This is a genomic window from Campylobacter sp. BCW_4319, from assembly GCF_001764435.1.
Taxonomy (GTDB): Bacteria; Campylobacterota; Campylobacteria; order Campylobacterales; family Campylobacteraceae; genus Campylobacter_D; species Campylobacter_D jejuni.
In genome coordinates this window covers 289,032-312,060 of sequence record NZ_MKAQ01000017.1, presented here as the reverse complement: position 1 = coordinate 312,060, position 23,029 = coordinate 289,032, and the positions used below count along the sequence as shown (strand labels likewise).

Genomic DNA, 23,029 nt, shown 5'->3' with positions numbered 1-23,029 from the left:
AAGGCAAAAAATGCACGAAAAACTTACAACGCGTTTTGCTCCAAGCCCAACAGGGTATTTGCACATAGGTGGACTTAGAACAGCTCTTTATAATTATTTATACGCTAGAAAAAATGGTGGAAATTTTTTACTTCGCATTGAAGATACGGATTTAAAAAGAAATTCCAAAGAAGCTACTAAAGCAATTATCGAAGCTTTTAAATGGTGTGGTTTAGAACATGATGGAGAAGTAACTTACCAATCAGAGCGTTTTGATCTTTATAAAGAATATGTTAAAAAGCTTTTAGATGAAGGTAAAGCGTATTATTGTTATATGAGTAAAGAAGAATTAGAAGAATTGCGTGCCAAGCAAGAAGCCGCCAAAGAGCGCCCAAGATATGATGGAAGATATAGAGAATTTACAGGCACGCCACCTCAGGGTATAGAACCTGTTGTGCGTATTAAAGCGCCTCAAAGTGGCGAGATTGTTTTTGAAGATGGGGTTAAAGGCGAGGTGAGATTTAAAGCAGAAGATATAATGGATGATTTTATCATTGCAAGAAGTGATGGAACCCCAACTTATAATTTTACTGTTGTTATTGACGATGCTTTAATGGGGGTAAGCGATGTGATTCGTGGGGATGATCATCTTTCAAATACTCCTAAACAAATTGTGCTTTATGAAGCATTGGGTTTTAAAATTCCTAAATTTTTTCATGTGGCTATGATACATGGAGAAGATGGTAAAAAGCTTTCAAAAAGACATGGGGCAACTGATGTTATGGAATACAAAGAAATGGGAATTTTACCTCAAGCTTTGCTTAATTTTCTTGTGCGTTTAGGTTGGAGTCATGGCGATGACGAGGTTTTTTCACTAGAAGATTTGAAAAAACTTTTTGATCCTTATCATATCAATAAAAGCGCATCTTGTTATAATGCTAAAAAGCTTGAATGGTTGAATGCTCATTATATTAAAACTTTGCCTTTTGAAGAGATTAACCGTCAGCTTAAAGATCTTGGCTTTGATTTATCTGTTTATGAAAAGGCAGGATTTTTACTTGATTTATTAAGAGAGCGTGCAAAAACCTTGCATGATATTATCAATGGTGCAAAAAGCATAGTTAATGCACCGCAAAATTATGATGAAAATGCAGTGCAAAAATTTGTTAACGAAAATAATTTAGAATTGCTCCAAGCATTTGCCAATACACTTAAAGATCAAAAAACAGGTAAAGATTTTGAAGATTTTACAAATGATTTTTTAGAAAAAAAAGAAGCAAAGTTAAAAGATTTGGCTCAGCCTATACGCATAGCTTTAACAGGGAGTGCGGTAAGTCCTAGTATTTTTGAAGTATTAGAATTTTTAGGGGTTGATGAGTGTAAAAAAAGAATAGACAATTTTTTAAAAGTTAGAGGAAAATAAAATGAATTTAAAAGAAGAAGCTTTAAAATACCATTTAGGTGGGAAAATTGATATTGTGCCAAGTAAGCCAATGGCTACAAGTTATGATCTATCTTTGGCGTATAGCCCAGGAGTTGCAGAACCTTGCCTTGAAATCGCTAAAGATAATGAGCTTGCTTATACTTATACAAATAAAGCTAATTTGGTAGCTATAGTTAGCGATGGTTCTGCTGTTTTAGGACTTGGAAACATAGGAGCACAGGCTTCAAAACCTGTTATGGAAGGTAAGGCTTGTTTGTTTAAAAAATTTGCAAATGTAAATGCTTATGATATAGAAATTAATGTTCATAGTATAGAAGAGATTGTAAATTTTTGCAAGGCTTTGGCTCCGACTGTGGGCGGGATAAATTTAGAAGATATAGCTGCTCCAAAATGTTTTGAAATCGAAGCAGCTTTGCAAGATTTAGGAATTCCTGTAATGCATGATGATCAGCACGGAACAGCTATTATTTCAACTGCAGGGCTTATGAATGCTATGGAGATAAGTGGTAAAAAATTTAAAGACATTAAGGTGGTTGTAAGTGGCGCAGGTGCCGCAGGTATAGCAAGTGCTAAGATGTATAGAAATTTAGGGGTTGAAAATATTATTTTAGTAGATAGTAAAGGAGTGATTTCTAAAGATAGAAATGATTTAACTCCTCAAAAACTTGAATTTGCTGTTGATTCTAAGGAAAAGACTTTAAAAGAAGTTTTAAAAGGAGCTGATGTTTTCCTAGGACTTAGTGCACCAAAAATTCTTGATGATGAAATGGTTTTAAGCATGGCAAAAGATCCTGTGATTTTTGCTTTGGCAAATCCTATCCCTGAAGTGATGCCTGAAGATGTGGCTAGACTTAGAAAAGATGCGATTGTAGGAACAGGAAGAAGTGATTATCCAAATCAAATCAATAATGTTTTAGGTTTTCCTTTTATTTTCCGTGGGGCTTTAGATGTGCGTGCAAGTAAAATCACTGAAAATATGAAAGTAGCGGCTGCTAAAGCATTAGCAGATCTTGCAAAACTTCCTGTAAGCGATGCGGTTAAAAAAGCTTATAATTTAAGCACTTTAGAATTTGGAAGAGATTATGTTATACCAAAACCTTTTGATGAAAGAGTAAAAGCTGCAGTAAGTACAGCTGTAGCAGCAGCTGCGGTAAAAGATGGTGTAGCTAAGGTGAAAAATTTTGATGAGAAAGCTTATTTTGAAAGCTTAAAATGAAAAATATTCATTGTATCAATCATCCATTGATCGAACATAAATTAGGAATTTTAAGGGCTAAAGAGACAAAGCCCTTTCAATTTCGTATGTTAATCGATGAAATTTCATCTTTTTTGCTTTTTGAAGCGAGTAAAGATTTTTCTTTAAAAGAAATTGAAATTTCAACACCTATACAAAAAACTACAGTAAAAAAACTTGATGAAAAAATTATGATTTGTCCTATTTTAAGAGCTGCATTAGGAATGCTTGAAAGTGTTTTTAAGATGATTCCTGATGCAAGTGTTGGGTTTTTGGGGTTTGTGAGAAATGAAGAAACTTTAAAGGCGGATTTTTATTTTCAAAAACTTCCCAAAGATGCAAAAAAACGCACCGCTATTGTCATAGATCCTATGTTTGCTACAGGTGGGACTGCTATAGAGGCTTGTAATTTTTTAAAAAGCCAAGGAGTTAAAAAAATAAAATTTATATCCATACTTGCTGCTCCACAAGGTTTGAAAAAATTTAGCCAAATGCATGATGATGTAGAAGTTTTTGTGGCTTGCATTGATGAAGGTTTAAATGAAAAAGGTTATATTATCCCAGGGCTTGGAGATGCAGGAGATAGAGTGTTTAACACTCTTTAAAAGAGATGATTTTTGGAAAAATTGATTATATTAATCTTTTACCTTTACATATATATCTTAAGAAATATCCCTTGCCTAATGGTTATAAAGCAAATATGGAGTATAAAAAAGGAGTTCCAAGTAAGCTAAATAAAGATTTATTTTATAGAAGAATTGATGCAGCTATCATTTCAAGCATAGAAAGTGCTAGAAAAAAATATAAAAATTTAGATTTGGGTATTTGTGCTAATAAAAGAGTTTTAAGTGTTTTAGTAGAAAAAAATACATCAAATGCCAAAGATCCAAGTTCAGCAACTTCAAACGCTTTAGCTAAAGTATTAAAACAAGATGGAAAAGTAATTATAGGTGATAAGGCTTTAAAGCTTTATCTAAAAGATCCTTCTAAATATATCGATTTATGTGCAAAATGGCACGAAAAAACAGGATTGCCTTTTGTTTTTGCTAGATTTTCTTGTGTGCAAAAAAAAGCTTTATATAAACAAATTTTGAAAAAATTTCCAAAAACAAAGATTAAAATTCCTTATTATATACTGCAAAATTATGCCAAAACAAGAGATTTAGATATAAAAGATGTTAGATATTATTTAGATGAAGTTATATATCATAAAATTTCTACCAAAGAAAAAACAGCCTTAAAGCGTTTTGTAAAGGCTTGCAAGGCTTTAAATCTTGCTTAGTGTTCAAATTCTCTAAGCTCTTTAACTGTTCCAAGGAGTATTACAACATCTCCACTATAAACTGTCGTGGTTTCTAAATCAGGTAGTATTTCCCAGTCGCTATTTAATTTTTTATAAGAAATTACTTTCATATTTTGTGCTACATGTTTTAAAGAATTTCCTGCTAATTTTTCATCTATATTGATCTTAATAGCTCGTATAGTATTTGCTGAAAGATCAAAAACTTCATAATCAGCATCTTTGGTTAAAAATTCTTTTACTAGTCTTTTAGCGCTTTCTTTTTCAGGATAAATAACCTTTGTTGCGCCTAACTTAGAAAGAATTTGACCATGGATATTAGAGGTTGCTTTAGCAATGATATTTTTAACACCTATATCTTTAAGCGCCATAAGAGTAAGGATTGATTTTTCAACATTTTCTCCTATGCTAACAATAACAACTTCAACATCATGAAAGCCTGCTTCTTTTAGGGCTGAAATATTTGTAGAATCTAAAATATAAGCATAGCTTGGAGGATTTTGTATGCTTTTTAAAGCTTCCTCATCTTTATCTGCAACGATAACAGTGTGACCTCCAGCAATGAGTTCATCTGCTACAACTGAGCCAAATTTTCCAAGTCCTATGATTCCATAATTAAGATTTTTCACGATTTTACCTTTATAAATTAACCTTTCCTTCAGGGAATTTTAAATGAATAGCTTTGTCTTGTTTGAATACCGAGAGTAAAAAAGCAAAAACACCTATCCTGCCACTTAGCATCATAATGATGATAATCACCTTACTAGGATCACTAAATAAAGCACATAAAGATAAAGTTCCACCATTTCCCACTGAAATTCCTACGGTTGCAAAAGCCGAAGAAGTTTCAAAAAGCAAGGCTATAAAATCAAATTTTGACTCTAGCAAGGAAAGCAAAATAACAGCTATTACTATATAAACAGCTGAACCTACAGCTATAATAAAAGCTTTAGATATAGTTTCTCTTGGAATTTCATGTCCAAAAATTCTAACTCTTCCATCGCGGATACTCCAATAAGCATAGAGCAATAAAACCATTACAGTTGTTACTTTCATACCCCCAGCTGTTCCACCTGGTGCACCACCAATAACCATAAACAATGATCCAAAAAATAAGCTTGCATCATGCAAATGTCCCATATCTAAGGTGCTAAATCCTGCTGTGCGGTAATTAATAGCGATAAAATATGAGCTTAAAATTTTATCAAAAAATGAAAAATGTCCTATAGTTTGAGGATTTGAGTATTCAAAAGCAAAAATAATAAGCGTTGAAGAGAAAATAAGAAAAATACTTGCAACAACAACCATTTTTGTATGTAGGCTTAAATTTTGCAATTTTTTTCTTTGAAAAAAGTATAATTCAACCAAAACAAAATATCCAAGCCCTCCAATAATAATCAAAGAAGTGATAATAAGATTAATTGCTATATCATGTTTATAAGCTATAAGTCCATGTTCAAATATAGTAAATCCAGAATTATTAAAAGCACTAATAGAATGAAAAATTCCAAACCATAAAGCTTTCTTAAAATTCATTTCAAGAGCAAAACGCATGGTGAGAAGTATAGCACCTATCAATTCTATAGTAAAAATGAACAGCAAAACTTTTTTAAAAAATTTAAATAAACCATCCATTGATGGATAAAATAAAGACTCTTTTAGTAAATTTCTTGCACTAAAACCAACTTTTTTGCGTATGAGTATATAAACAAATAAACCTATACCCATATATCCCAAGCCTCCAATTTGTACCAAAGCTAAGATAATAATTTGCCCTGCTAAGGTAAAATCAACCGCAGTGTTCTTAACTACTAATCCTGTCATACTAACAGCAGATGTGCTTGTAAAAAAGGCATCCAAAAAATCAATAGGAGTTGTATGTGCCCAGCTTGAATGTAGCAATAAAGCCCCAAACAATGCAATAATAATATAACCAGCTAGTAAAATTTTAAAAGTTCGTCTATCTAGTCCAAATTGTTTCAAAAAATTTCCATTTGATAATGATCTAAAGCGGGTATTCTATCTTATTAAAACTTTAAGGGAAATAAAATTTTATTTTTGTATTTAAACTTAAATTAAAGAAAAAAAGATACAATTACATTTTTAATTTATCAAATCATTGTGGTTGGATAGCTCAGTCGGTAGAGCAGCAGACTGAAAATCTGCGTGTCGGCAGTTCGATTCTGCCTCTAACCACCACTTTATCTTTCAGAAAATCACATCATATACTTTTTTATATAAGATTGAAATATTTAAAGAACTAAAAATTATTTTTTAAAGAAAGAGTCTATAGCTTATATGTAGAATGGTGGATTTAGCAGGACTCGAACCTGCGACCAACCGGTTATGAGCCGGTTGCTCTAACCAACTGAGCTATAAATCCGCCTAAGTTGAATTAAAAGATAAAATTATATCTTATTAATGCTTAAAAATATTTTATTTAGCCTTTATATCCGTCCAAAAATATCTAAAAGTGATTAAATGCTGTAAAATTCCAAAAAAAATCATAAAAATAGTAAAAGAACTTCCACCATAACTAAAAAAAGGCAAAGGGATCCCAACTACTGGTGCAAAACCTATAGTCATTGAAATATTTACTGCCGCATAAATAAAAATAAATAATGCAACACAATTAATAGCAACTCTAGCAAAATAATCATCTTTAAGTTTATAATTTAAACTAAGTAGATGAAAAATAAGTAAAATATAAAATATAATTAATGTCAATCCCCCAATAAATCCAAATCTTTCTATCATGTAAGCGAAAATAAAATCACTAGTTGAAATAGGTAAAAATTTAAAATGAGTTTGCGTAGCTTCATCTTGAGATTTTCCGGTTAAACCACCATTTCCAATAGCTATCATTGATTGGGCTACTTGATAACTTGGTTTTTCTGAAATAAAATCATGAATTCTTTGCTTTTGGTAGGGTTTTAAAAGATGTGTATAAATAATAGGAGAGCTAACACTTATAGCTATAACAATACTTAACCAAATTTTATAATGAACTCCCATGATAAAAAGCACTCCAAAACCAACAAGTAGTAAAACCATAGCACTTCCTAAATCAGGTTCTTTTGCAATTAGCAAAAAAGGCAAGATGATGTAAAAGCTAAGTTTGATGAATTGTTTAAGCTTGTATCCATTTTTTGGAGGAGGATTTTGATAAATAAGATAGGCAAGCATTAAAATAAAACTAGGTTTAAAAATTTCAGAAGGTTGTATAGTAAAGTGAGTAAAAGGAATTTCAAGCCATCTTTTAGCACCTAATTTTTCAACCCCAAAAATATCTACGCTTAGCAATAAAAAAATATTAATCCAATAAGCAACAGGAATAATCCAAATAAATTTCCTTATGGGAAAGAAGAAAAAAACCATAAAAGCAAACAATCCCACACAGGCATAAACAAACTGTTTTTCTGCTAAAAAAGGATTAGCTTCAAAGATTAAGAAAAATGAAATAAGAATTATGGGTAAAAATAAAATGGGTTGCATATAGTCAAAATGAGTTAAAATTCTTCTATCTAATCTAAACAAAATTTGCCTTCAGTTGGTAATATAAAGCTATAATTATAAACTAAAATTTTAAATTTATCAAAACTTCTAAGGAAAAAATGCAAACTTTTTTAGTAGATGAAAATTCAAGGCTTGATGTATTTTTGGCTAAAAAATTAAACCAAAGTCGCAATCAAGTTGCTTTACTTATAGAAAAAGATTGTGTACAGGTTAATGATAAAATTCAAGATAAAAATTCATTTAAGCTTAAAAATGGTGATATTATTTCTATTGCAAGTTTAAAGCTTTGCAATGAGATAAAACCTCAGTTTGAAGTGGATTTTGATATTGATGTGTTATACGAAGATGAAGACTTGCTTGTTTTAAATAAACCTTCAAATTTAGTCGTTCATGGAGCAAGTAGCGTTAAAAATGCCACTTTGGTGGATTGGTTAATAGAAAAAAAATATACTTTATCAAATTTAGGAGGAGAGATAAGAGCTGGTCTTGTCCATAGATTAGATAAAGATACAAGCGGAGCTATACTGATAGCGAAAAATAATTTCACCCATCAAAAATTAAGCGAACAGCTTGCAGATAAAAGCATGGGAAGAATTTACCTTGCGTTAATTGATTTGCCACTAAAAGAAGATAAAATTATAGTAGAAAAATTTTTAATGCGTTCGCCTTCTAATGCTATTAAAAAAATAGCCATAGATAAGGAAAATAAATTCAGTAAAAACGCAAAATCAGCTTTTATAAATATAGTAAAAACTGAAAATTTAACTTTGATGGCTGCTAAGCTTTTTACAGGAAGAACTCATCAAATTAGAGCGCATTTGGCTAGTTTAAATCGCCATATTTTAGGTGATAGTTTGTATGGTTATAAGGGTAAGTATGATTGTAGGATAATGTTGCATGCTTATTTTTTGTATTTTATCCATCCAAAAACCAAAGAGCAAATTTTTGTTAAAGCACCTTTGATGGAAGATTTTAAAAATATTATGTTTAAACAAATTAATTTAGGAGAGAATGATGAAAAGATTTCGCTTGGGTTTTTACTTGAGTTTTTTAACTCTTTTGCTTAGCGCTTGTAGTGTTTCGCAAATGAATTCGCTAGCTTCAAGTAAAGAGCCTGCTGTAAATGAAAGCTTGCCAAAGGTTGAAAGTTTAAAAAGTCTTAGCGATATGAGTAATATTGCTTTTGAATGGGAGCCTTTATATAATGAAAATATTAAAGGATTTTATTTATATCGTTCTAGTGATGAAAATCCTGATTTTAAACTTGTAGGCACTATTAAAGATAAGTTTCAAACTCATTATGTAGATACTAAATTAGAGCCTGGTACTAAGTATCGTTATATGATGAAAAGCTTTAATGAGCAAGGACAAATTTCAGAAGATGGCAAGGTTATAGAAGTGAGCACAGCTCCAAGACTTGAAGCTGTTCCTTTTGTTCAAGCTGTGACTAATTTGCCTAATCGTATTAAACTTATTTGGCGTCCGCATCCTGATTTTAGAGTTGATTCTTATATTATTGAAAGAACTAAAGGTGATGATAAAGAATTTAAAAAAATTGCAGAAGTAAAAAATCGTTTAAACGCTGAATACATCGATAGTGATTTAAAACCTAATGAAAATTCAAGCTATAGAATCATTGCTGTGAGTTTTAATGGGATAAAGAGTGAACCAAGTCAAGTTGTAAGTTCTACAAGCAAGGCTTTGCCTCCTCAAGTTGAGCATTTAAGTGCTAGCACAGATGGTTCTAATAAAATCATGTTAACTTGGGATGCTCCTACATATGAAGATTTTTCTTATTATAAAGTTTATTCTACAAGCTCAAGCTTCCTTCCTTTTAGTGTTTTGGCAAAGACTGATAAAAATTCTTATGAGGATATAGTAGAAGGAGCAGGTAAAAGCAAGTATTATAAAGTAACAATGGTGGATAAAGATGGTCTTGAAAGTCCTATGCCAAAAGATGGTGTAGAAGGTAAAACTTTAGGTAACCCTTTGGCTCCTAGTATTATTTTGGCTCAAAGCACAAGCGAAGGGATAAATTTAGAATGGAGCGATAATGATACTAGAGCTGTTGAGTATGAAGTAAGACGCTATGGCGGGGAGCAAAATGCTGTTTTTAAAGGCATTAAAGAAAAGCGATTAAAAGATGTAAAAGCTTTACCAGGGGTGGAATATAGTTATGAAGTTATTGCTATTGATTCGGCTGGGCTTCGTTCAGAACCTTCAAGCAAAGTTAAGGCAGCTCAGTAGTGCCAAATTTTAAAAGCAAAAAGATCAAAGAAATAAATCTACCTTATAGCAAGGATGATGTTGAATTTCTTTGGCTTGCTAAGAATGATAATGTTAGTCTTATTTATACAAAGGTTCAAGAAGAGAGTTTCTTTCTGCAGATTAAAAAAGCACAAAATGGTTTTGTGATTAAAGGCGATAAACATACAAAACCTTCTAAAATAGGTTATTTGCAAAAGGCTTTAAAAATCTTTAAAGAAGGTTTTTGTGAGGATATTATCAATGAAGCTTTTGGACTTAAAAACAATGCTTTAATTGAAAAAACACCATTTATCGTTGATAATTTTGATGAGCTTTTGTCTAAGCTTCAAGGTAAAATTTATATAGAAATAGGCTTTGGATCAGGAAGACATTTGCTTTATCAAGCAAAAGAAAATCCAAATGTTTTAATTTTAGGGGTGGAAATTTACAACCCAGCTTTAACTCAAGTAGCTAAACTTGCTAAAGTGCAAAATGTAAATAATATTTTGCTAATCCAAAGTGATGCGAGATTGTTATTGAGTGTATTAAAATCAAAATCAGTTGAAAAGATTTTTCTACATTTTCCTGTTCCTTGGGATAAAAAGCCTCATAGGCGAGTTATTGGGAAAGATTTCTGCAAAGAATGTGCTAGGGTTTTAACCCAAAATGGTCGTTTTGAACTTAGAACAGATAGTTTTGAGTATTTTAATTTTACTTTAGAACAATTTTTGACTTTTCCTGCTCCAAAATTTAGTCTTAGAAAAAATGAAAATTTAGAAATTTCAAGCAAATATGAAGATAGATGGAAAAAGCAAGAAAAAAATATATATGATCTTTGGGTGTGGAATTTTAACCAAGAGTGTAAAAACTATGAGTTAAATGAATTTAATCTCTCATCGGTTGAATTTTCTAAAGAGGATTTGAAAAAAATAGAGCAGAATTTTAAAAATATTACTATAAAAAAAGATGATTTTTTCTTGCATTTTGAAAGCATCTATAAACAAGATGAGAATTTGCTTTTAAAGGTTGCTTTTGGAGCTTTTAATAAGCCTGAACATTGTTATTTACATCTTGATAAAACGATTGATTTTGTTTTTAAAGAACCATTTAAAATTCAAGAAAATATTAAAGCGATAAATGAATTAAAAGAAATTTTAAAAGTTCAGTTTAAAATATAATTTTTCTTGAAAATTAAGCAAAAATAAAGCATAATTTAAAAATTTAAAAAGGGAAATTAAGGAAAAAGGATGCCTAATTTAATCCAAGCAAATAAACTTACTTTAGGTTATGATGAATTAGTTATTAAAGAAGCGAGTTTTGCTTTTAAGGATGATGATTTTGTTTTTATTACGGGTAAAAGTGGGAGTGGTAAGAGTACGCTTTTAAAGTCTTTTTATGGAGATTTAGAACCTATTTCTGGTAAGCTTGAAGTATGTGGATCTTTGATGAATAAAATTGGAAATTTAGAACTTTTAAAATTGCGTCAAAGAATAGGGATTATTTTTCAAGATTATAAACTTGTACAAGAATATAGTGTTGAAAAAAATGTTATGTTGCCTTTAATGATTAAAGGTTATAGCAAAAAAGTATGCCATGATCAAGCTGCTAAGCTTTTAAAGCATGTAAATTTAACTTTTAAAGCAGATAAATTGCCTAATCAACTTAGCGGTGGTGAGCAACAACGCGTCGCTATGGCTAGGGCTTTAGCTCATAATCCAAAGCTTTTGCTTTGCGATGAGCCAACGGGAAATTTGGACGAGTATTCTTCTGATATTATATGGACTCTTTTAAAGTCTGCTAGAGAGCTTTTAGGAACTTGTGTTATAGTGGTAACACATAGAATTCCTAGTAATTTAAGAGTGGATTATCGTCGTTTTAATATAGAAAATGGAAAAATGAATGAAATTTTTTAAAACACATTTATCTTTAATTTTACCTTTACTTTTTATGATGTTTGCTTTTGAATTTATTTTGATTACAAATGCAACTTTGAAGCATTATGAAGAACTTGTTAATAAAGATTATAATATTATAGTTGTCAGCAAAACTGAACTTGATCAGAATGTAGTAAAAACAAAAGTACCATTTTTTGCTGGACTTGAATCTTTAGATCCTAAGGATTTAATCGATCGTTTGAAAAATGATGTTTCTGAAAAGAATTTGAAAGTTTTAAAAGATTCTCTACCAAAATTTTATACTTTAAAATTAAATTCTTTGCCCGATCAAAATGAACTAAATTCGATTAAAAATCAACTTTTAAATATTGTAGGTGTTAGCAAGGTTGAAACTTTTTCCAAAACCCATGATAAGATATACTCTTTACTTATTTTGATGAAATTTGTTTTTTGGTTATTTTTGTTTATCATTATTTTACTTGCCTTTGTTTTGTTTTTAAAACAGATGAGAATTTGGCTTTATGAACATACCGATCGTATTGAAATTATGTGTTTATTTGGAGCTCCGTTTTGGTTTAGATCTTTTATGCTTTATAAGGTGGTTGTGATTGATTGTTTTATTGCTTTTGTTATTTTACTTGCCTTTTTTACGCAAATTTTTGATCTTTCTATTATCCAAGAAAGTTTAAAGGCTGTAGATATTATTTTTCCACCTATTAATTTTATTTTACATTTGACTTTAATTTTTTTAGCTACTTTGTTTATTTGCTTGTTGTGTGTAAATACGGTTATGTTTAAGGTTAAAAGATGAGAAAAAATATTCTTATCTTTTTTTGTTTTTTTTTGTTTGTTGATATAAGTTTAGCAAATGCTATAAATGAAAAAACAAAAAGTTTAGAAGAAAATAAACGCATACAAGAACAGTTAAATAAAAAACTTGAAGATTTGGCTAGCGATATTTTAAATGGTGAAAAAAGTTTGAAAGATCTAAGTTTGCAAATTGAAAGCTTAAATTCACAAACTTCTAAGCTTGAAGCAAGTGCTAAGGCTCAAAATCAAGAGTTAAATACTCTTACAAGCCAAAATGAAGATTTGCTTAAAAGTAAATCAAATATGGAAGGTAAGCTTATATCTTTAATGGCTAAAGATTTTGCTTATGATTTACCTATCCCTCAAGGCTATATTGAAAGTGAAGAAAGTTTTATGGCTTTTGAAATTTTAGGAAGTTTAAACAAAGTTTTAAATGAAGAAATTTTTAAAATTTCTAAAGATTATGAGGGGGTAAGCAGGCTTATTGATGATAAACAAGCTCAGATTAAGAAAATCAATGAAAGTCTTAAGGATTACAACGCTCAATTAGCCAAGCTTCAAAGTTTAAAACAAAAACAAATTAGCGAAATTAATAAACAAAAAACAGATCGAGCTATATATGCAAAAAAACTCGATGATTTGCAAGCTCAGCAAGAAGAGCTTAGAAAAACATTAAATCAATTAAAAATTATTAATGATACAGAAGATGCAAATTCAAACAAAAATGATACTAAAATAGTAAAAAATAATCAAAAAATAAGACAATTAGGTTCAAGCTATCAAGGAAGTTCAGTCAAGCGTTACACAGGAAAAAAAACCATAGCTCCATTGGATTCTTTTACTGTGAAGCAAAAATTTGGAAATTATGTTGATCCTGTTTACAATCTTAAAATTTTTAACGAGAATGTAGTTTTAAGAAGCAATAAAAGTGATGCAGTTGTTAAAAATGTGCTAGATGGAAAAATAGTTTTTGCCAAAGATACTAGTATGTTAGCTCGAGTTGTTATTGTTGAACATGATAATGGCATACATACAATATACGCACATTTAGATAAGATTGCTCCTAATATTAAAGTTGGTAAGAATATTAAAAAAGGTGCCGTAGTGGGTAGAATAAAAAATGATCTTACTTTTGAAGTAACTCAAAAAAATTTTCATATCAATCCTTTGGAACTCATTAGCTTAAATTAGCTAAATTTAATGGAATTTAAAATATAATTTCAAGTTAAATAAGGAGAAATAATGCAAGAGAGAAAAAGAGTTTTAGTAAAATTTTCAGGAGAGGCTTTAGCAGGTGAAAATGGCTTTGGTATAGAAAATTCTATTTTAAAATTCATAGCTTCAGAGATTAAAGAACTTATAAAAAATCAAATAGAAGTAGGCATAGTTATAGGCGGTGGTAATATTATTCGCGGAGTAAGTGCTGCTAAGGGCGGATTGATTAAAAGGACAAGTGGAGATCATATGGGAATGCTTGCTACGGTTATCAATGCTATTGCTATACAAGAAGCTTTGGAAAGCTCTGGACTTGAAGTTAGGGTTCAAAGCGCCATTCAGATGGAAGCATTTTGTGAAACTTATATTATGAGAAGAGCACAAAGACACTTAGAAAAGGGTCGTGTTGTGGTTTTTGCTGCAGGTACTGGAAACCCTTATTTTACTACGGATACAACAGCTATTTTAAGAGCTGTGGAAATTGATGCAGATATGGTAATAAAAGCTACAAAAGTTAATGGAGTTTATGATAAAGATCCAAAACAATTTGATGATGCAGTATTTTTAAATACTTTAAGTTATGATGAGGCTATGCAAGATAATATTAAAGTGATGGATGATACAGCTATAGCTTTAGCTAAAGATAACAAACTTCCTATTGTGGTTTGTAATATGTTTGAAGAGGGTAATTTACTTAAAATCATACAAGGTGATACTAGCCTTTGTTCAATCGTTAAAAATAATTAAGGAGAAAATTATGGATAAAAGAATAGAAGAAGTAGCGGCAAAAGCTTTGGAAAAAATGGGTAATGATAGATATCGCCTTTCTTTAGTGGTAGCAAAAAGAGCGGAACAATTGGCGAATGGAGCAACCCCTTTGGTAGACTTTGATAAAAATAAAAATAAACTTGCAGATATAGCTTTATATGAAATTGCAGAAAATAAAATCACTTTAGAGGGTTTAGTTGAAACCAATCGATGAAGAATTATTGCTTGAACAATTAATCGATAATGTAAAAAATTGTAAAGATTTAGAAGCTGCTAAGGCTTTGCTTTTCGAAATTTGTGGCCATGATGCCATTCTTGAAAAAGCGGTAGATTACTGTATATTTTGCCATGAAGGGCAGTTTAGAAAAAGTGGAGAGCCTTATGCGGTACATCCTATTTTAGTAGCAACACTGGTTGGATTTTTAAGTGAAAATAAAAGCAATATTTTAGCTGCTTTATTGCATGATGTGATTGAAGATACAAACTGCACTGAAGAAGAACTTAGAGAGCAGTTTGGTTCTGAGGTTTTAAAACTTGTTTTAGGACTTACTAAAATTATAGAAATTAGAGAAGATAATCTCATTTCATCAAAATCTAAAAAAAGTTTAACTAAATCAGCCTTGACTTTCAGAAATATGCTTTTAGCAAGCATTGAAGATGTTGGGGTTTTGATTGTGAAGTTATGCGATAGGCTGCATAATATGCTTACTCTTGATATTCTAAGAGAGGATAAGCAAAAAAGAATCAGCGAAGAAACTTTAGTTGTATATGCCCCAATAGCTCATAGACTTGGTATTTCAAGCATAAAAAATTATTTAGAAGATCTTAGCTTTAAATATCTTATGCCAGATGAGTATAAGCTTATTGACAATTATATCAATTCCAATAATCAAGAAATGCAATTAGGTTTAAATGAATTTATTTCCAAAATCGAACTTTTATTTTTGAGCAATGGCTTTAGACAAGGTAGTTTTGAAATTCAAAAACGCATTAAACATAGCTATTCTATTTATCTTAAAATGCAAAGAAAAGGCATTGGTATTGAAGAAGTTCTTGATTTGCTTGGGGTAAGAATTTTGGTTGAAAAAGTAAGTGATTGTTATTTAGCTTTGGGAATTTTACATACACATTTTAATCCCTTGGTTTCGCGTTTTAAGGATTATATAGCCTTGCCTAAACAAAATGGTTATCAAACCATACATACCACACTTTTTGATGCTAAAAGTATTATAGAAGCACAAATTCGAACTTTTGATATGCATAAAATTGCGGAATTTGGTATAGCAGCGCATTGGAAATATAAAGAAGATGGCAGTGTGGTTGCGCCTCGTCTTGATTGGCTTACAGATATTTCAATGCAAAGTATAAACAATCTTGAAAATGCAGAAGATTATAATGCTATTGAACTTTATGAATATGCTAAAGATAGTCTTTATGTTGAAGATGTCGCAGTTTATTCTCCTAAGGGAGAAATTTTCACTTTGCCTCGTGGTGCAACGGTTCTTGATTTTGCCTATGAAGTGCATACCAAAGTAGGGCTTCATGCAAAAAGTGCTTATGTAAATCGTATTAAAGTACCTTTGTTAACCGAGCTTAAAAATGGCGATATTGTGCGAGTGGTTACTAGCAATGATAAATTTTATCGCTGTTCTTGGATAGATAGTGTTAAAACAGGAAAAGCAAAAGCAAGTATAAGGGAATTTTGTAAGCAAAAAATCAGAGAGATTAATCTAGCAAGTTCTATTAATATGTTAAGTTTTATTTTTGGAGTTGATAAAAACAGAATTGAAACTTGGATAGAAAAAGAAAATTTAGCCAGACGTATTAGACAAGTAGCAACAGATAGTGCTTATTTGAAAGATATAGTTAATGGTCTTAAAAAATACGCCAAGAAGTCATATTGGTTTGATAAATATGAGATTAAAGAACAAAAAATAGGAAATTTTACTCTATATTGCAACCATAAAATCGCTAATGTGGATTTTGATTTTTGCTGCCATCCAAAAAGAGGTGATGCTGTTTTAGCTTTTGTTAAAGGTGGTAACGCTATTGTCCATCATAAGCTTTGCGATAGAGCTGATAAAATGATAGATAATAATCAAGATATGGTATTTATAAAATGGGATTCTAATATCCCTAAATCTTATAAATTGATTTTTTCTTTGGAAAATAAAAAAGGTGTTTTAGCGGAATTTTTGGCATTTTTAGCTAAAATGCAGATAAATCTATTAACAATTAATTTATCAAGTGATTTAAATTCGGCGGTAGATTATTTTGAGATTACAATAGAATTTCCTGATAATATCAATCCAGATAGTGTCAAGGATAGGTTAAAATCTCGTTGCAAGATTTTAGATTTTACATCTTTAAATGATGCTTATAAAGAAGGTTAAAAAGGTTTATTATGGATATAAAAAAAATATTAGCAGAAGTTAAGCGTGGCTGTGCAGAGCTTATTGATGAAGAAAGAATAGAAAATTTAATTAAAAATTATTATGAAAAGGGTGAAAATTTCTTTATAAAGGCAGGATTTGATCCTACAGCACCTGATTTACATTTAGGCCATAGTGTGGTTTTAACAAAAATGGCTTTTTTGCAAAAACATGGAGCTATTGTGCAATTTTTGATTGGAGATTTTACAGGACAAATTGGCGATCCAAGTGGAAAAAGTGCAACGCGTAAAAAGCTGGATAAAGAGCAAGTTTTAATCAATGCTAAAACTTATGAAACGCAGGTTTTTAAGGTTTTGGATAAAGAAAAAACACAGATTAAGTTTAATTCTACTTGGCTTAATGAACTTGGAGCTGCGGGTATAGTAGAGCTTACTTCAACTTTTAGTGTAGCTAGAATGCTTGAGCGTGACGATTTTACCAAGAGATTTAAAGAGCAAAGCCCTATTTCGATTTGTGAGTTTTTATATCCTTTACTTCAAGGATATGATAGCGTGGCTTTAAAAAGCGATATTGAAATGGGCGGAACGGATCAAAAATTTAATCTTTTAATGGGAAGACAGCTTCAAAGGGTTTATAACATAGGAAAAGAACAAGCTGTGATTATGATGCCTTTACTCGAAGGTTTAGATGGTGTAAACAAAATGAGTAAGAGTTTAAATAATTACATTGGTGTTACAGAAAAAGCTAATGATATGTATGCTAAAATTTTAAGTATTAGTGACGAATTGATGTTTAGATATTATGAACTTTTAAGTCAAAAAAGTCTAGAAGAAATCGCGCAAATAAAAAAAGATATAGAACAAGGCAATTTACATCCTAAAAAAGCTAAAGAAAATTTAGCTTTAGAGATTACGGAGCATTTTCACTCCAAAGAAGAGGCTAATAATGCTAAGTCTGAATTTGATAGGATTCATTCTCAAAATGCTTTACCAAGTGATATGGCTGAGTTTGAAATACAAGGAAAAATTTGGCTTGCTAAGGCTTTAGTTGAATGCGGTTTGGAAAGTTCTACTTCTGCGGCAAGAAGAAGCATCAGTGCTAATGCAGTAAGTGTAAATTCTCAAAAAGTTAGCGACGAGCAAATGCATTTAGAACAAGGAGAATACATCTTACAAATAGGTAAAAGAAAATTTGCAAAATTAAAGGTAAAAGAATGAATTTACAACCCTTACAAATAGGAAAACATACTATAAAATATCCCATTTTTCAAGGGGGAATGGGACTAGGTATAAGCTGGGATAGATTAGCTTCTGCAGTTTCTTTAAATGGTGGACTTGGGATCATTTCTTCTGTGGGAACAGGATATTATGAAGAAAGAAAGTATGCAAGTAAAGAATTAAATGCTAAGCCTTATGGAAGTGAAAATTTTTACTCACGCAAGGGTTTGCAAGCTTTGATTAATAATGCAAGAAAAGTTTGTGGCGATGTACCTTTGGGGTGTAATATCTTATGTGCAAGTAATGATTATGCAAGAATAGCACGCGATGCTTGTGAAGTTGGTTTTAATGTGATTGTTTCAGGCGCTGGACTTCCCACAAATTTACCTGAATTTACTGCAGATTTTCCTGATGTGGCTTTAGTGCCTATCATTTCATCTGCAAAGGCTTTAAAAATTATTTGCAAAAGATGGCAAAGCCGTTACAATCGCTTGCCTGATGCAGTGGTTTTAGAAGGGCCAAAAAGTGGAGGTCATCAAGGTTTTACTTATGAACAGTGTTTAGATCCAAATTATCAGTTAGAAAAATTAATCGCTCCTGTGGTAGAAGAGGTTAAAAATTGGGGATCTTTTCCTGTGATTGCTGCGGGTGGAATTTGGGATAAAAAAGATATAGAAAACGCTATTTCTTTAGGGGCTAGTGGCGTTCAAATGGGAACGCGTTTCATAGGAACTTTTGAATGTGATGCGAGTGAAGAGTTTAAAAGCGTTTTGCTAGCTTCTAAAGAAGAAGATATAGAGCTTATTAAATCTCCTGTGGGCTATCCTGCACGTGGGGTTAGAACCAATCTTTTAAATTTGGTAGATAAAAGAATGGGTCCAAAGATCAATTGTATAAGCAATTGTGTAGCACCTTGTGGACGCGGAAAAGAGGCGACTAAAGTAGGGTATTGTATAGCAGATAGGCTTTTTGATGCGTGGTCAGGTAAAAAAGAAACAGGACTTTTCTTTACAGGTGCAAATGGATATCGTTTAGATAAGCTTATCAGTGTTAAAGAACTTATGGAAAAATTGGTTAATGGTGAATAATGGCTAAAATTTTTGTATTTTTAGTATTTGTTTTCACAACTCTTTTTGGAGCTTATGAAAATGAACTTGCAAATTTCGATAAAAATTTTATCGGTTCTAAAAGTGAAGTACAAGTAAAATTTCATCATCAGCTCAAAAGCCTTTATATACAAAGTGTTATTAATGAAGATGAAAAAACTAAAATTGAAATTTTAAAAAGATTGATCATCAGTTCAAATACTTTAAATTTAGATGACAAGTCATATGCTAATGAGTTAAAAGAAAGTGGTATAAGTGAAGCAAGTATTAATGCTTTAAGAAAGGCTGTTGTTAAAGATATTAAGGTTCAAAATATTCCTCAAGACGCTGAAAAATCAACTTTTGAACCTATAAAAACAGTTCAAAAAAATGAAAAAAAATCATCTAACGAACAAATAAAAAATACAGAAAAAACAAATTCTAAAACTTCGCAAGCACCAAAGAGTAGTATCGTTTCTAAAGTAAAAAGCGATGATAAAATTTATGTTTTAAAGTCAAGTAAAACAAGCCAAGGTGTAGAGTTTGAACTAAATGCAGATTTGGATAAGAATCAATTAAAAAGTTTTGCTTTAGACGAAAAAGGAAACTATCGTTTTATTAGTGATTTTGATGGGGTTTTAGAAGGGGGTAAAAAAGAGTTTAAATTTGATGACTATCGTTTAGTGATTTCACAATTTAATCCCAAAACCATACGCATAGTGGTTTATGCTAAAGAAAAAATTCCTATTGATATATCTTTTAAAGAAGAAAAATTAATTTTTTCAAAAGAAACTACTAGCCAAAAAAAGACTGAGCAAGCTAGTAAAATTTCAGAGAAAAAGCAAGATCAAAAAACAGAAATTAAAACCAAAGTTTTAGAAACAAAAAAACAAGATAAAAAAACCAATAACGAAAAAGAAAATCAAGAGTCTTTATATGTTTTAGATGTGGATAAAATTTCTAATGCTGTGGTGTTAAATTTAAGTGATGATTTAGATGAAAAAGAAATAGCAGTATTTGATACCAAAGATCAAAAATTCCGATATGTTGTAAGTTTTAAGGGTGTGTTAGAAGGGAATAGAAAAAGCTTTACTTTTGGACAAAATGCGATTACAGTTACTCAATACAATCCAAAAACTGTTCGTGTGGTTTTGAGTGCTCCTAAAGAATTTAAACTCTTAAAGGAGTTGGATAATAAAAATCTCACTTTAGGTTTTTATACACAAACTACAAATCAAAATGCGAGTAAAAAAGCAAATCAAAGTTCTAGTAAAACTTTAAATACAAATTACAAATCAGGAAAGCTTGTGGTTATCGATGCGGGGCATGGTGGAAAAGATAGCGGTGCCTTAAGTGATAAAAAAGGAAGTTTAAAAGAAAAAGATATAGTTTTAAGCACGGCTTTAAAACTTGGAAATGAACTTAAAAAACGCGGTTATAAAGTGCTTTATACCAGAAGTTCGGATAAATTTATCAATCTTCGTGATAGAACTAAATATGCCAATGATAAAAGAGCGGATTTGTTTATTTCTATACATGCTAATGCAGCACCAAATGCCACAAAAGCTAAAAGTAGCGAAGGCGTGGAAACTTTCTTTTTAAGTCCTGCAAGAAGTGAAAGAAGTAAAAAGGCAGCAGAAAAAGAAAATCAAGGGGATTTTGAAGAGATTAATTATTTCTCAAAACAAAGTATTTTAAATTTCTTAAATCGTGAAAAAATCGTTGCTTCAAATAAACTAGCCATTGATGTACAAAAAAATATACTCACTCAAACACGCAAAAAGTATAAAATCGTAGATGGCGGTGTAAGAGAAGCACCTTTTTGGGTTTTAGTAGGTGCGCAAATGCCTGCAATTTTGATTGAAATTGGCTATATCACACATCCAAATGAAGGCAAAAGAATCGCCAATAAAGCTTTTCAAGATTTATTAGTTAAGGGTATTGCTGATGGAGTTGAGAGTTATTTTTATAACAACCGATGAAAAAAGCTAAGCTAATCTTTAAGGATAATACTCCTTTTTCTTTGGATTTTGATGATTTTTATTTTAATTCCAAAGACGGCTTAAATGAAAGTAAATTTGTTTATACTCATTCTTTTGAATGGAAAAATCAAGAAAATTTTATTATCGCAGAGAGTGGTTTTGGTATAGGTTTAAATTTTTTTCTTACTTTGAAACGCTTTTTACAAACTACCCCTTCTAAGCGTCCTAAAAAACTTTTTTATATTAGCGTAGAAGCTTTTTATATCGAAAAAGAACAATTAAGAGAAATTTATCAAAAACTAGGATTTTATGAAGAGTTTAAAGAGCTTTTAGAACAATTTTTAAAATTTTATCCTAAGGCTAAAGAAGGAATTTATCGTTTTTATTTTGAAGATTGTTTTTTAGATCTTGTTTTTGAAGATATAGCTGTTTTAAAAGAATTGGATTTTAAAGCTGATATTTGGTATTTAGATGGATTTTCTCCAAATAAAAACTCGCAAATGTTTGATGGAAATTTAATCTTTGAAGTGGCAAGACTTTCTAAAAAAAATACACAAATTTGTACCTTTTCTTCGGCAAGTTTTTTACAAAAAAATTTAAAAAAATATGGCTTTAGAGTAGAAAAAACCAAAGGTTTTAGAAAAAGAGAAATGATTAAAGCTTATTTGGAAAATGAGCTTGAGTTTAAAGACAAAGAAGCGTATTTTTCAAGAACATTTTCATCTTTAAAAAATAAAAAAGTAGCTATTATTGGTGCGGGTATATCAAGCGCTGTTTTAGCTTATGAGCTTAGTTTAAGAGGTTTTAAAATAGATGTTTTTGAAAAACATTTAGAATTAGGCAAGGGTGCAAGTGGAAATGAAAGTGGAATTTTAAGCTCTTTAATCTTAAAACCTAAGGTAAATTTAGGGGAGTTTTCAGAGCTTTCTTTTATAGAAGCAAGCCGTTTTTATAGACAAATCTTAGATTTAAAATTTAAGGGTGTGGTGGAGTTTGCACATAATGATTTGATGCAAGAAAGATTTGACACACAAAGAGAAAATGTTTTGTTTAAAATTTCAAAAAATCAAGCTTTTTTAGAAGAGGGTGGAGTGATTTTTCCAAAAAATTTGGTTAAAAATCTTTTTGAAAAAAGTAAAGCTTGTATATATTTTAATCATGAATTTCAAGCTTATAAATTTGAAAATGAGTGTTTTACTTTAAAATTTAAAAATGATATTGTTAAAAGTGATTATGCGGTTTTGATTTATGCTATGGGTGCAGATACAAAAGATTTTGTTTTTTATGATGAGATGAAATTAAGCAAAGTAAGAGGTCAAGTTACGCATTTAAAACCTTTTTTAAATACTCCATTTCCTTTATCTTCTAAGGCTTATATTTGCCCTGTAAAAGATGATTTGCAAGTGATTGGAGCAAGTTATGATAGGCTTGATACAAGTTTAGAATCAAAAGAAGAAGATGATAAACAAAATATAGAAAATATAGCCGAATTTATAGATAAAAATACAAAATTAGAAATCATAGGTTCTAAGGTAGGCTTTAGATCTTATTCGAGTGATCGCTTTATGATAGTTGGAAATGCCTATGATGAAGTGTTTTATAAAGAAGAATATAAAGCTTTATTATGGACAAAAAACAAGGAGCAAAAGCTAGCTAAAATGTCTTGTAATTTGTATTTTAATTTTGCTCATGGATCAAGGGGTTTTAGCACAAGTGTTTTAGCGGCAAGGTATTTGTGTGCATTGATAAATAATGAACCCTTGTGTTTAGAAAAAAAATACATCCACGCTATTCACCCTGCAAGATTTTTGATTCGCAAACTCAAAAAAGGCTTATGATTAAGCTTTAATTAAGAGTGATACTAATATTTGCTTATGAGAGTAAGTTTTTAACTTTATTTTAACTTCCTTTATTTTATTATTATAGAGAATAAATTTCATGTTA

20 protein-coding genes and 2 tRNA genes are annotated in these 23,029 nt (G+C 30.6%); 18 read left to right on the top strand and 4 right to left on the bottom strand.

What is annotated here, in order from left to right:
• Positions 1–10: 10 nt before the first annotated feature.
• From gltX to AJN56_RS07480, 4 genes are read left to right on the top strand one after another with little or no spacing between them, the layout of a single operon-like run.
• Positions 11–1,402, top strand: a complete 1,392-nt coding sequence (gltX, locus tag AJN56_RS07495; protein ID WP_002866270.1) for a glutamate--tRNA ligase — start codon at positions 11–13, stop codon at positions 1,400–1,402.
• A 1-nt stretch (position 1,403) separates the two neighbouring features.
• Positions 1,404–2,639, top strand: coding sequence for a malic enzyme-like NAD(P)-binding protein (locus AJN56_RS07490; protein WP_002854063.1), 1,236 nt, complete (start codon positions 1,404–1,406; stop codon positions 2,637–2,639).
• Positions 2,636–3,262 (top strand): uracil phosphoribosyltransferase, encoded by a 627-nt coding sequence (gene upp, locus AJN56_RS07485; RefSeq protein WP_002831283.1) that lies wholly within the window; start codon positions 2,636–2,638, stop codon positions 3,260–3,262. The genes AJN56_RS07490 and upp overlap by 4 nt, the downstream gene beginning before the upstream one ends.
• 5 nt (positions 3,263–3,267) lie before the next feature.
• Positions 3,268–3,939 (top strand): MqnA/MqnD/SBP family protein, encoded by a 672-nt coding sequence (locus tag AJN56_RS07480; RefSeq protein ID WP_002854065.1) that lies wholly within the window; start codon positions 3,268–3,270, stop codon positions 3,937–3,939.
• Here the strand turns inward: AJN56_RS07480 and AJN56_RS07475 are convergent.
• Positions 3,936–4,586, bottom strand: a complete 651-nt coding sequence (locus AJN56_RS07475; protein ID WP_002853664.1) for a potassium channel family protein — start codon at positions 4,584–4,586, stop codon at positions 3,936–3,938. The genes AJN56_RS07480 and AJN56_RS07475 overlap by 4 nt on opposite strands.
• A 10-nt stretch (positions 4,587–4,596) precedes the next feature.
• On the bottom strand, positions 4,597–5,940 hold the full coding sequence (locus AJN56_RS07470; protein ID WP_002855735.1) for a TrkH family potassium uptake protein: 1,344 nt from the start codon (positions 5,938–5,940) through the stop codon (positions 4,597–4,599).
• A gap of 140 nt (positions 5,941–6,080) precedes the next feature.
• On the opposite strand from AJN56_RS07470, the gene AJN56_RS07465 reads away from it, so the two are divergent.
• Positions 6,081–6,156: transfer RNA gene (locus AJN56_RS07465), tRNA-Phe, on the top strand.
• 107 nt (positions 6,157–6,263) lie between these two features.
• Here AJN56_RS07465 and AJN56_RS07460 read toward each other — a convergent pair.
• A tRNA-Ile gene (locus AJN56_RS07460) sits at positions 6,264–6,340 on the bottom strand.
• A 53-nt stretch (positions 6,341–6,393) separates the two neighbouring features.
• Positions 6,394–7,494: an FtsW/RodA/SpoVE family cell cycle protein gene (locus AJN56_RS07455; protein ID WP_002853654.1), complete on the bottom strand. Its 1,101-nt coding sequence runs from the start codon at positions 7,492–7,494 to the stop codon at positions 6,394–6,396.
• 77 nt (positions 7,495–7,571) lie between these two features.
• On the opposite strand from AJN56_RS07455, the gene AJN56_RS07450 reads away from it, so the two are divergent.
• From AJN56_RS07450 to mnmC, 13 genes are all read left to right on the top strand, one after another.
• Positions 7,572–8,540 carry an RluA family pseudouridine synthase gene (locus AJN56_RS07450; RefSeq protein WP_002856495.1) on the top strand — a complete coding sequence of 323 codons (969 nt, stop codon included), beginning with the start codon at positions 7,572–7,574 and terminating at the stop codon, positions 8,538–8,540.
• Complete coding sequence (locus AJN56_RS07445) at positions 8,485–9,720, top strand: fibronectin type III domain-containing protein (RefSeq protein WP_079860188.1); 1,236 nt, start codon at positions 8,485–8,487, stop codon at positions 9,718–9,720. Before AJN56_RS07450 ends, AJN56_RS07445 begins: the two co-directional genes overlap by 56 nt.
• Entirely contained in the window at positions 9,720–10,898 is a 1,179-nt protein-coding gene (trmB, locus tag AJN56_RS07440; RefSeq protein ID WP_002856145.1) for a tRNA (guanosine(46)-N7)-methyltransferase TrmB, read from the top strand. Before AJN56_RS07445 ends, trmB begins: the two co-directional genes overlap by 1 nt.
• A 69-nt stretch (positions 10,899–10,967) precedes the next feature.
• Positions 10,968–11,633, top strand: coding sequence for a cell division ATP-binding protein FtsE (locus AJN56_RS07435; protein ID WP_002856386.1), 666 nt, complete (start codon positions 10,968–10,970; stop codon positions 11,631–11,633).
• Positions 11,620–12,426, top strand: a complete 807-nt coding sequence (locus AJN56_RS07430; protein ID WP_002855793.1) for an FtsX-like permease family protein — start codon at positions 11,620–11,622, stop codon at positions 12,424–12,426. The genes AJN56_RS07435 and AJN56_RS07430 overlap by 14 nt, the downstream gene beginning before the upstream one ends.
• Positions 12,423–13,616 carry a murein hydrolase activator EnvC family protein gene (locus tag AJN56_RS07425; protein ID WP_002856100.1) on the top strand — a complete coding sequence of 398 codons (1,194 nt, stop codon included), beginning with the start codon at positions 12,423–12,425 and terminating at the stop codon, positions 13,614–13,616. The genes AJN56_RS07430 and AJN56_RS07425 overlap by 4 nt, the downstream gene beginning before the upstream one ends.
• A gap of 51 nt (positions 13,617–13,667) precedes the next feature.
• Complete coding sequence (gene pyrH / locus AJN56_RS07420) at positions 13,668–14,387, top strand: UMP kinase (RefSeq protein WP_002854049.1); 720 nt, start codon at positions 13,668–13,670, stop codon at positions 14,385–14,387.
• 10 nt (positions 14,388–14,397) lie between these two features.
• Positions 14,398–14,622, top strand: a complete 225-nt coding sequence (locus AJN56_RS07415) for a DNA-directed RNA polymerase subunit omega (RefSeq protein ID WP_002853464.1) — start codon at positions 14,398–14,400, stop codon at positions 14,620–14,622.
• Positions 14,606–16,801, top strand: coding sequence for a RelA/SpoT family protein (locus AJN56_RS07410; RefSeq protein ID WP_002856156.1), 2,196 nt, complete (start codon positions 14,606–14,608; stop codon positions 16,799–16,801). Before AJN56_RS07415 ends, AJN56_RS07410 begins: the two co-directional genes overlap by 17 nt.
• 11 nt (positions 16,802–16,812) lie before the next feature.
• Positions 16,813–18,018, top strand: a complete 1,206-nt coding sequence (tyrS, locus tag AJN56_RS07405) for a tyrosine--tRNA ligase (protein WP_009882858.1) — start codon at positions 16,813–16,815, stop codon at positions 18,016–18,018.
• Positions 18,015–19,106: a nitronate monooxygenase gene (locus AJN56_RS07400; RefSeq protein ID WP_002856032.1), complete on the top strand. Its 1,092-nt coding sequence runs from the start codon at positions 18,015–18,017 to the stop codon at positions 19,104–19,106. The genes tyrS and AJN56_RS07400 overlap by 4 nt, the downstream gene beginning before the upstream one ends.
• On the top strand, positions 19,106–21,085 hold the full coding sequence (locus tag AJN56_RS07395) for an N-acetylmuramoyl-L-alanine amidase (protein WP_002869089.1): 1,980 nt from the start codon (positions 19,106–19,108) through the stop codon (positions 21,083–21,085). The genes AJN56_RS07400 and AJN56_RS07395 overlap by 1 nt, the downstream gene beginning before the upstream one ends.
• On the top strand, positions 21,082–22,923 hold the full coding sequence (mnmC, locus tag AJN56_RS07390; RefSeq protein WP_002869088.1) for a bifunctional tRNA (5-methylaminomethyl-2-thiouridine)(34)-methyltransferase MnmD/FAD-dependent 5-carboxymethylaminomethyl-2-thiouridine(34) oxidoreductase MnmC: 1,842 nt from the start codon (positions 21,082–21,084) through the stop codon (positions 22,921–22,923). The genes AJN56_RS07395 and mnmC overlap by 4 nt, the downstream gene beginning before the upstream one ends.
• The last annotated feature ends 106 nt before the right edge of the window (positions 22,924–23,029 follow it).